This window comes from Streptomyces sp. NPDC049887 (assembly GCF_040656535.1).
In the GTDB taxonomy this organism is placed as follows: Bacteria; Actinomycetota; Actinomycetes; order Streptomycetales; family Streptomycetaceae; genus Streptomyces.
Window position 1 is genome coordinate 38,168 of sequence record NZ_JBFAMM010000017.1, and the last position, 9,033, is coordinate 47,200.

Here is a 9,033-nt window from a genome sequence, read left to right on the forward strand (position 1 = left end):
GATACAAGGAGCCACAGGACATGGCCGACTCCAGTTTCGACATCGTCTCGAAGGTCGAGCGGCAGGAGGTCGACAACGCCCTCAACCAGGCCGCCAAGGAGATCTCGCAGCGCTACGACTTCAAGGGCACCGGCGCGACCATCGAGTGGTCCGGCGACAAGATCCTGATGCAGGCGAGCGGAGAGGAGCGGGTCAAGGCGATCCTCGACATCTTCCAGTCCAAGCTGATCAAGCGGGGTATCTCGCTGAAGTCGCTGGAGGCGGGGGAGCCCCAGCTCTCCGGCAAGGAGTACAAGATCTTCGCGTCGATCCAGGAGGGCATCTCCCAGGAGAACGCGAAGAAGGTCGCCAAGGCCATTCGCGACGAGGGCCCGAAGGGCGTCAAGGCGCAGGTGCAGGGCGACGAGCTGCGGGTCAGCTCCAAGAGCCGCGACGACCTGCAGGCGGTCATCGCGCTGCTGAAGGGGAAGGACTTCGACTTCGCCCTTCAGTTCGTGAACTACCGCTGAGCCGTGACCGCCGTCGAGCCGTCCGGCCGTGCGGGGACAGGCGCTCGGGGGTGGTGCGGCGCGGCCGCACCACCCCCGCCTCGCGTCCCGGACGGGCCGGAGCACTCGGGGGCCGACGTCCGAATACCGCCGGCGCGGTCGGCCCACAGCGCACGGACTCGTGGACGCGGGACCGCGGAAGGCGCCCCCACGGCGGAGAGGAATGACCCATGACGGTGTACGCGACGGTCGGCAGCCCGCTCGGTGAGCTGCTGCTGGTCGGCGAGGAGTCCGCGACCGCCGTCGGCGGGATCGCGCTCGCCTCGCTCTCGCTGCCCGGGCAGAAGGGCGCCGCGGAGGTGCGGGACGGCCGGCGGCCCGCGCCGGAGGGGTTCGGGGAGATCACCGCGCAGCTGCGGGCCTACTTCGCCGGGGAGCTGACGTCCTTCTCGATCGAGTTCGCGCGGGGCGCCGGCACGGACTTCCAGCGGCGCGTCTGGCAGGCGGTGGAGGAGATTCCCTACGGGCGGACGGCGACCTACGGCCAGATCGCCGAGCGGGTCGGCGCCGCGGGGCCCGGAGTGCGGGCGGTGGGGACGGCCATCGGCCGCAATCCGCTGCTGATCGTGCGGCCGTGCCACCGGGTGATCGGCGCCGACGGCGCACTGCGCGGGTACGCGGGGGGCCTGCCGAGCAAGGAGCGGCTCCTCGGTCTGGAAGGCGCGCTGGTGGCGTGAGCGAGGGACTCTTCCCGCGGGAGCGGGCCGAGCCGGCGCCGGGGGCGGTGCACGTTCCCGGCTGGCTGTCCACCGCCCGGCAGCGCGAACTCGTCGTGGTGTGCCGGGAGTGGGCGCGCGGACCGGTGCCGATCCGGCACACCAGGCTGCCGACGGGTGGAGTGATGTCCGTGCGGACGGTCTGCGTCGGGTGGCACTGGCAGCCGTACCGGTACGCCCGGACCGCCGACGACGTGAACGGCGCCCGGGTCGCCGTCTTCCCCGACTGGCTGGCGGAGTTGGGGCGCGAGGCGCTGGCCGCCGCGTACGGCGGCACCGGGGTGGGCGAGGGGAGCGGCAGGCGATACACGCCGGACACCGCGCTCGTCAACTTCTACGACGGCGCCGCCAGGATGGGCATGCACCAGGACAAGGACGAGCGGTCCGGTGCCCCGGTGGTGTCGCTCAGCATCGGCGACACCTGCGTCTTCCGTCTCGGGAACACCTCGAACCGCGGTCGGCCTTACACGGACGTCGAGTTGGCGTCCGGCGACCTGTTCGTCTTCGGCGGACCGTCCCGCTTCGCGTACCACGGGGTGCCCGGGATCCGTCCGGGCACGGCCGATCCCGCGCTGGGTCTCGCCGGCCGGCTGAACATCACCCTGCGGGAGACCGGCCTCCGGGACTGAGCGTCCCCGGGCAGGCGGGAGGAACCCGGTCGGTTCCGTGCCAAGGGCTGTCCCGTGATCGCCCGCTGGGGATCCCGGGACAGCCGTCAGCGCGACCGCGAGTGGCCGAAGAGGATGCGGTAGGCGATGAGCAGGACGAGCGCGCCGCCGATGGCGGAGACCCACGTGGCACCGTCGTAGAAGTCCTTGGTGATCGGACGGTCCAGGAAGCGGGACGATATCCAGCCGCCGATGAAGGCGCCCGCGACACCGATGAGGGTGGTGCCGATCAGTCCGCCCGGGTCGCGGCCCGGCAGCAGGATCTTGGCGATGATCCCGGCGAGCAGACCGAGGACGATCCAGCTGATGATGCCCATGCCATGACTGCCTTTCCTCGTGCGCGTCCCCGGACTCCTGCCCGCGACGCGCTGCTGTCATGTCAGACGCCGGCGGTGGGGAGTGCGGTTGCGGCCGTGAGTAGGGTGCGGTGCATGACACAGGAACTGCGCAGGTCGCTGGGCGTGTTCGACGCTGTTGTCATCGGACTGGGCTCGATGATCGGTGCCGGGGTCTTCGTCGCGCCGGCGCCCGCGTCCGCCGCGGCCGGCACCGGGCCGCTGCTGCTCCTGGCGCTGGGGCTGGCCGCGGTCGTGGCGTACTGCAACGCCACCGCGTCGGCCCGGCTCGCGGCCCGCTACCCGGCGTCGGGCGGGACGTACGTGTACGGGCGGGAACGGCTCGGCCCGTTCTGGGGCTATCTCGCGGGCTGGGGCTTCGTCGTCGGGAAGACCGCCTCATGCGCGGCGATGGCCCTGACCGTGGGGGCGTACCTCTGGCCCGAGCAGGCGCACGCCGTCGCGGTGGCCGCGGTCGTGGCACTGACGGCGGTCAACTACGGCGGCGTCCAGAAGTCCGCCCGGTTGACTCGGGCGATCGTCGCGGTCGTGCTGGCGGTCCTGGCGGCGGTGGCCGTCGCCGTGCTCGTCTCTCCGTCCGCGGACTCCGGCCGTCTGCTGTCGGGTGGCCCCGGCGGCGGCGCGGGCGGTGTGCTGCAGGCCGCGGGACTGCTGTTCTTCGCGTTCGCCGGGTACGCGCGGATCGCCACGCTCGGCGAGGAGGTGCGGGATCCGACCCGGACGATCCCGCGCGCGATCCCGCTGGCCCTGGGGATCGCCCTGGGTGTGTACGTGGTCGTGGCCTGTGCGGTCCTGTCCGTGCTGGGTGCGGACGGACTCGGGAGGGCGACGGCTCCCCTGGCCGACGCCGTGCGGGCGGCCGGAGCGGACCAGCTGGTCCCCGTCGTACGGGTGGGGGCGGCGGTGGCCGCGCTCGGCTCGTTGCTGGCACTGATCCTCGGTGTCTCCCGGACGACGCTGGCGATGGCCCGGGACGGCCATCTGCCGCGCACCCTCGCGGCCGTCCATCCCCGCTTCCGGGTGCCGCACCACGCCGAGCTCGCGGTGGGGTCGGTGGTCGCCGTGGTGGCCGCTGCGGCGGACGTGCGGGGCGCGATCGGCTTCTCGTCGTTCGGCGTGCTCGTGTACTACGCCATCGCCAACGCCTCGGCGTGGACACTCGGTTCCCGGGGCAGGGCCCTCACCGTCGTCGGGTTGGCGGGCTGTCTGGTGCTGGCCCTCGCGCTGCCGTCGGCGTCGGTCGTGGCGGGCGCGGCGGTGCTGGCGGCGGGGGCTGCGGCGTACGCGGTACGGAGGAGGGCCGGCGGAGACCGGCCGTGACGCCCCGGGTCCCGGGGGAGTCGACGACCTCTTCGCAGGACGGCGGATCCGCGGGCCGGGGGCGTCAGGCCGAGTCGGCGACGGGAGACGTGGGCTCGGCCGCGGAAGACGTGGGCACCGTACCCGACGAGGGTCGGCGGCCCGAGGGCGGCGCCGCGCTTCCGGCTCTCCGGGCCGCGACGGCCGGCCTGTGCCGGTCCCCTCGGGCTCCGGGCTCGTGGGCTTTCGGGCTCACCTCGCCGTGAACGGCTGGTCGGTCGGCACGATCTCCTTGCCGAGCGGCAGCAGCGATACGGGGATCAGCTTGAAGTTCGCGAGGCCCAGGGGGATGCCGATGATGGTGAGGCAGAGGGCGATGCCCGTGACGACGTGCCCGAGCGCCAGCCACCAACCGGCCAGGATCAGCCAGAGCACGTTCCCGATGCAGGAGGGCGCGCCCGCGTCCCTGCGTTCCACCACCGTCTGGCCGAAGGGCCACAGAGCGTAGACGCCGATACGGAAGGCGGCCAGGCCGAAGGGGATGCCGATGATGGTGATGCACAGCAGGACGCCGGCCAGCAGATAGCCGAGGAACATCCAGAAGCCGCACAGGATGAGCCAGATGACGTTCAGAATTGTCTTCATGGGCGGTGACCTGCCATCTGTTCGAGACGGACGATGCGTTCGGCCATCGGCGGGTGGGTGCTGAACAGCTTCGTGAGGCTCTGCCCCGGCCGGAAGGGATTGGCGATCATCATATGGCTCGCCGTCTCGATCTTCGGCTCAGGCGGCAGGGGCAACTGCTTGGTGCCCTCCTCCAGCTTGCGCAGGGCGCTCGCGAGGGCGAGCGGGTCGCCGGTGAGCCTGGCCCCGTCGGCGTCGGCCTCGAACTCGCGGGAGCGGCTGATGGCGAGCTGGATGACGGACGCCGCGAGCGGACCCAGGATCATGATCAGCAGCAGGCCGAGCAGCCCGGGGCCGTCGTCGTCGTCCGAGCGGCCTATGGGGATCAGCCAGGCGAAGTTCACCAGGAACATGATCACTGAGGCGAGGGCGCCGGCGACGGACGAGATGAGGATGTCCCGGTTGTAGACGTGGCTCAGCTCGTGGCCGAGGACCGCCCGCAGTTCCCGCTCGTTGAGGATCCGCAGGATGCCCTCGGTGCAGCAGACCGCCGCGTTGCGCGGATTGCGTCCCGTGGCGAAGGCGTTCGGCGCCTGGGTCGGCGAGATGTACAGCCGGGGCATCGGCTGACGGGCCTGCGTGGAGAGCTCGCGGACGATCCGGTACAGCGCGGGCGCCTCGAACTCGCTGACCGGCCGGGCGCGCATGGCCCGCAGCGCGATCCTGTCGCTGTTCCAGTACGCGTACGCGTTCGTCCCCAGGGCCACGACGACGGCGACGATCAGGCCCGTACGGCCGAAGAGACTGCCGATGACGATGATGAGGGCGGACAGCCCCCCGAGGAGAACGGCAGTCCTCAGTCCGTTGTGCCGGCGGTGCACGGTACGCCCTCCAAGTGGCTCGGCAGGGGAACCCTCTGCGGTCGTGGTCCGCTCTCCAGTGGACCCTCCCGTACTGGTCAACGCCAGGCGGGAGCCGCGGGTTCCCCCGCCGCCACGGGCGGGGAGCCCGACGTCGCTGGGCCGTTCGGGTGACCCGGCCGGCTCAGCGCTGGGTCGGGAGCGCCCCCGCCTTCTCCAGTGCCTCGGGGAGGGGCTCCACGTCGCTCGTGCAGTGGGCGCAGCGGCTGGCGATCGCCGGGATCTCGGTGTAGCAGCGCGGGCAGTCGCGCACCGCCGCCTTGATGCTGACCGGCTCCTCCTTGGTGAAGCGGTTCTGCACCTTCAGCATCGGGACGACGACACCGAAGTAGAGGACGGCCGCGGTGATCACGAAGGCGATGGTGGCGCTGATGAAGAGGCCGTAGGGGAACTTCACCCCCTGGACCGTGAAGGCCGCCTTGCTGAAGTCCCCGGCGCCCTGCGTGGCCACGCCGATCAGCGGGGTGATGAAGGCGTTGGTGAGCCCCGTGACGACCGCCGTGAACGCGGAGCCGACCGCGAGGCCGATCGCCATCGTGATCACGTTTCCACGGAGGATGAAGTCCTTGAATCCGCTCAGCACAGCGGTACTCCCTCGTCGTTCTGCGGCCATGTCGTTCCTGCTGCTCGTCCGAATGCGGTCAACACCGTGCCCGCTCGGGGCGCCGCTTGTCGAACCGACGGTTCCGCCTACCCGGTACGGCGCGTTCCACGGGTGCCGGGAGGACAGCGGGAGGACAGAGCTGTCCGGAGCCGCGCGGCGACGGACGGGCCTGTCGTGAGCCCGTCAGAAGAGGTCGACGGCGGCGAAGCGCAGCACCAACTGCGGCCAGCCGGACAGCAGGACCCCGGCTGCTGCGGTGAGCGCGACGGCCGCGGTGACCAGGGCTGGTGCGGAACGACGTGGCGGCACGGCCTCGGCCGCGCCCTCGGGCGCCTCTTCCGGCGCCCGGAAGAGCTGGGCGGTCCACTGCAGGTAGTAGTAGAGCGCGATCACCACGTTCACGCCCATGACGACGGCGAGCCAGCCGAGACCCGCGTCGACCGCGGCCGAGAAGACCGCGACCTTGGCGAAGAGCCCGATGACGCCCGGCGGCAGCCCGGCCAGGCAGAGCAGGAAGAAAGCCAGCACCAGGGCGGTCACGGGACGGGTCGCGTACAGGCCGCGGTAGTCGGCGATCCGGTTCCGCGGCTTCGTGCGGGCGACCAGGGCCACCACGGCGAAGGCACCGAGGTTCACGACCGCGTACATGAGGGCGTAGGCCACGGTGGAACCGATCCGCACGTCGCCGGACCAGGCCGCCGCGGCGATCGGGACCAGGATGTAGCCCGCCTGTCCCACGGAGGACCAGGCGAGCAGCCGTACGGCGCTGTTCGCACGGGTGGGCGACTGGCGCACGGCCGCGACATTGCCGGCGGTCATGGTGAGGGCGGCGAGCACGGCAACGGCGGGGCCCCACACGTCCGCGTGGGCGGGGAAGGCGATGACGGTCACCAGGATCAGCCCGGAGAAGCCGACGGCCTTGCCGATGACGGAGAGGTACGCGGCGACGGGCAGCGGCGCGCCCACGTAGGTGTCGGGCACCCAGAAGTGGAACGGAACGGCCGCCGTCTTGAAGGCGAATCCGACCAGGGTGAGCGCCACACCCACCTGGGCCAGGGTGTCCAGCTGACCGGGCACGTCGTCCATGCGGGAGGCGATCCGCGTCAGATGCAGGGTGCCCGTCGTCGCGTACACGAAGCTGACGCCCAGCAGCATCACGGCGGTGGCGGTGACCGAGGACAGGAAGAACTTCAGGGCCGCCTCGCTGGACAACCGGTTGCCGCGGCGCAGGCCGACCAGGGCGAACGCGGGCAGCGAGGCGACCTCCAGGGCGACGACGAGGGTGGCGAGGTCCCGCGCGGCGGGCAGCAGGGCCGCTCCGGCCGCGGAGGACAGCAGCAGGAACCAGTACTCCCCCGCGGGCAGCCGCCTGCGCGTCTCGGTCACGGAGATCAGCGCCGTGACCAGCGCACCGCCCAGCACCAGGAACTGGATGACCAGCGTGAAACGGTCAGCCGTGTAGCTGCACACGTCGGGGGCGGTGGTCAGGCAGAACGTGGCGCGGTCCGCCCCGCGCAGCGGCAGCAGGGAGACCAGGGCGACGGTGAGCGAGGCGATGGCCGCGTAGCCAAGGAACGCCTTTCTCCGCTCGGCGACGAAGAGGTCGGCGACCAGGATCCCCAGGGCGGCCACCGCGGCGATGGTGGGCGGGGCGATCGCGAGCCAGTCGACGGACTGGACGACGGGCGCGACGAGCGCCTGCGGTGCGGCGGCCAGGGTCATGCCTTTCCTCCAGCGAGGAGCTTCTGCACGGCCGGGTCGGTGAGGCCGAGGAGGACCGCGGGCCAGAGCCCGGCGAGGACGGTGAGGGCGACGAGCGGCGTCCAGGCGGCGACCTCGTAGCCCTGTACGTCGGCGAGCCGCCCCTCTCCGGCGGGCCGGGGGCCGCCCATGCAGACTCGGCGGACGACGACGAGCAGGTACGCGGCGGTGAGCAGGGTACCGAGGCCGCCGATGGCCATGAAGGTGAGGAAGGCGGGGCGGCTGAGGCCGTCTGCGGGGTCGAAGGCGCCGAAGAGGGCGAGCATCTCGCCCCAGAACCCGGCGAGGCCGGGCAGGCCCAGCGAGGCCACGGCGGCGAAGGCGAGCAGCCCGCCGAGGCGGGGCGCACGGCCGTACAGCGCGGCCCCGGTGGCACCGGCGAGCGTGTCCAGGTCGGCGGTCCCGTACCGGTCCTTCACGGCGCCGGCCAGGAAGAAGAGCAGACCGGTGATGAGGCCGTGGGCGATGTTGGCGAAGAGCGCGCCGTTGACGCCGGTCGGGGTCATGGTCGCGATGCCCAGGAGCACGAAGCCCATGTGGCCCACGGAGGAGTACGCGATCAGGCGCTTCAGATCGCCCTTGGAACCCGGCCTGGCGAGCGCGAGGCAGGCGAGGGACCCGTAGACGACGCCCACGACGGCGAAGGCGGCGAGGTACGGGGCGAAGACCTGCATGCCGTCGGGCGCGATCGGAAGGACGATCCGGACGAAGCCGTAGGTGCCCATCTTCAGCAGGACTCCGGCGAGCAGGACCGAGCCGACCGTCGGCGCGGCGGTGTGGGCGTCGGGGAGCCAGCTGTGCAGCGGCCACATCGGGGTCTTCACCGCGAGACCGACCCCGATCGCGAGTACGGCGATGACCTGCACGGACAGGGCCAGGCCGCGGCCGTTGTCAGTGGCGAGTGCCAGCATGTCGAACGTGCCGGCCTGCAGTCCCACGAGGAGCAGGCCGAGCAGCATGACGACCGAACCGAGCAGGGTGAAGAGGATGAACTTCCAGGCCGCGGGGCGGCGGCCGGCGCCGCCCCAGCGGGCGATGAGGAAGTACATCGGGATCAGGACGGTCTCGAAGGCGAGGAAGAACAGCAGCAGGTCGAGTACGGCGAAGGTGGCGAGGGTGCCGCACTCGAGCACGAGGAGCAGCGCGACGAAGGCCTTGGGGGACGGACCCTCGGGCATCTTGAAGTAGCTGTACAGCGCGCAGAGGAAGGTCAGCAGCGCGGTCAGGACGAGAAGGGGGAGGGAGATGCCGTCGGTACCGAGGTGGATCCGCACGTCCAGTGCCGGGATCCAGCTGATGTCCGTCGTGGCCTGCATCTTCGACGGCTGGTCGTGGTCGAAGCCGAGCGCGAGGACGATCGCGGCGGCGAGGATCGCGCCGGTGACGGTCACACCGTGCCGCAGCACGGCCTGGTCGGGTGACTTCCCCTTCAGCCCGGGCGGGGCGGGCAGGAGGGCCGCGGCGGCACCGATGAGCGGGCCGACGACGATGAACGCGAGAAGGAACTGCATCACGGATTCGCTGATATCGATCACGG

Annotated in this window: 10 protein-coding genes; 4 read left to right on the plus strand and 6 right to left on the minus strand. The window is 71.7% G+C overall.

Translation table 11 applies throughout. The features are described 5' to 3' along the window. The first annotated feature begins 20 nt into the window (after window positions 1-20). The 3 genes from AB0J10_RS21000 (at window position 21) to AB0J10_RS21010 (ending at window position 1,893) form a co-directional block, all read left to right on the plus strand. A complete protein-coding gene (locus tag AB0J10_RS21000; protein WP_363063703.1) occupies window positions 21-509 on the plus strand; it encodes a YajQ family cyclic di-GMP-binding protein in 489 nt (162 codons plus the stop codon). 209 nt (window positions 510-718) lie between these two features. After that, a complete protein-coding gene (locus AB0J10_RS21005; protein WP_363063705.1) occupies window positions 719-1,225 on the plus strand; it encodes a methylated-DNA--[protein]-cysteine S-methyltransferase in 507 nt (168 codons plus the stop codon). Then, on the plus strand, window positions 1,222-1,893 hold the full coding sequence (locus AB0J10_RS21010; protein ID WP_363063707.1) for an alpha-ketoglutarate-dependent dioxygenase AlkB: 672 nt from the start codon (window positions 1,222-1,224) through the stop codon (window positions 1,891-1,893). The genes AB0J10_RS21005 and AB0J10_RS21010 overlap by 4 nt, the downstream gene beginning before the upstream one ends. Window positions 1,894-1,979: 86 nt before the next feature. Here AB0J10_RS21010 and AB0J10_RS21015 read toward each other — a convergent pair whose 3' ends face one another. Further along, the gene (locus tag AB0J10_RS21015; protein WP_363063709.1) at window positions 1,980-2,249 is read right to left on the minus strand and encodes a GlsB/YeaQ/YmgE family stress response membrane protein; all 270 of its coding nucleotides are present in this window, start codon (window positions 2,247-2,249) and stop codon (window positions 1,980-1,982) included. Window positions 2,250-2,363: 114 nt separating this feature from the next. Here AB0J10_RS21015 and AB0J10_RS21020 point away from each other — a divergent pair, with 114 nt between their 5' ends. Further along, window positions 2,364-3,608, plus strand: coding sequence for an APC family permease (locus AB0J10_RS21020; RefSeq protein WP_363063711.1), 1,245 nt, complete (start codon window positions 2,364-2,366; stop codon window positions 3,606-3,608). 231 nt (window positions 3,609-3,839) lie between these two features. Here AB0J10_RS21020 and AB0J10_RS21025 read toward each other — a convergent pair whose 3' ends face one another. From AB0J10_RS21025 to AB0J10_RS21045, 5 genes are all read right to left on the minus strand, one after another. Further along, the gene (locus AB0J10_RS21025; RefSeq protein WP_138053705.1) at window positions 3,840-4,232 is read right to left on the minus strand and encodes a YccF domain-containing protein; all 393 of its coding nucleotides are present in this window, start codon (window positions 4,230-4,232) and stop codon (window positions 3,840-3,842) included. Continuing rightward, on the minus strand, window positions 4,229-5,092 hold the full coding sequence (gene htpX, locus AB0J10_RS21030) for a zinc metalloprotease HtpX (RefSeq protein WP_363063713.1): 864 nt from the start codon (window positions 5,090-5,092) through the stop codon (window positions 4,229-4,231). Before htpX ends, AB0J10_RS21025 begins: the two co-directional genes overlap by 4 nt. 163 nt (window positions 5,093-5,255) lie before the next feature. Next, the gene (gene mscL / locus AB0J10_RS21035; RefSeq protein WP_363063715.1) at window positions 5,256-5,714 is read right to left on the minus strand and encodes a large conductance mechanosensitive channel protein MscL; all 459 of its coding nucleotides are present in this window, start codon (window positions 5,712-5,714) and stop codon (window positions 5,256-5,258) included. Window positions 5,715-5,918: 204 nt separating this feature from the next. Further along, window positions 5,919-7,457 (minus strand): NADH-quinone oxidoreductase subunit N, encoded by a 1,539-nt coding sequence (locus tag AB0J10_RS21040; RefSeq protein WP_363063717.1) that lies wholly within the window; start codon window positions 7,455-7,457, stop codon window positions 5,919-5,921. Next, entirely contained in the window at window positions 7,454-9,031 is a 1,578-nt protein-coding gene (locus tag AB0J10_RS21045; protein WP_363063719.1) for an NADH-quinone oxidoreductase subunit M, read from the minus strand. Before AB0J10_RS21045 ends, AB0J10_RS21040 begins: the two co-directional genes overlap by 4 nt. Between the last annotated feature and the right edge of the window lie 2 nt (window positions 9,032-9,033).

What these genes read in the sequence shown, in the direction of transcription:
- AB0J10_RS21000 (WP_363063703.1), top strand. Translation starts at nt 21, where the DNA reads ATGGCCGACTCCAGTTTCGACATCGTCTCGAAGGTCGAGCGGCAGGAG.
- AB0J10_RS21015 (WP_363063709.1), bottom strand. Translation starts at nt 2,249, where the DNA reads ATGGGCATCATCAGCTGGATCGTCCTCGGTCTGCTCGCCGGGATCATC.
- AB0J10_RS21020 (WP_363063711.1), top strand. Translation starts at nt 2,364, where the DNA reads ATGACACAGGAACTGCGCAGGTCGCTGGGCGTGTTCGACGCTGTTGTC.
- AB0J10_RS21025 (WP_138053705.1), bottom strand. Translation starts at nt 4,232, where the DNA reads ATGAAGACAATTCTGAACGTCATCTGGCTCATCCTGTGCGGCTTCTGG.
- AB0J10_RS21040 (WP_363063717.1), bottom strand. Translation starts at nt 7,457, where the DNA reads ATGACCCTGGCCGCCGCACCGCAGGCGCTCGTCGCGCCCGTCGTCCAG.
- AB0J10_RS21005 (WP_363063705.1), top strand. Translation starts at nt 719, where the DNA reads ATGACGGTGTACGCGACGGTCGGCAGCCCGCTCGGTGAGCTGCTGCTG.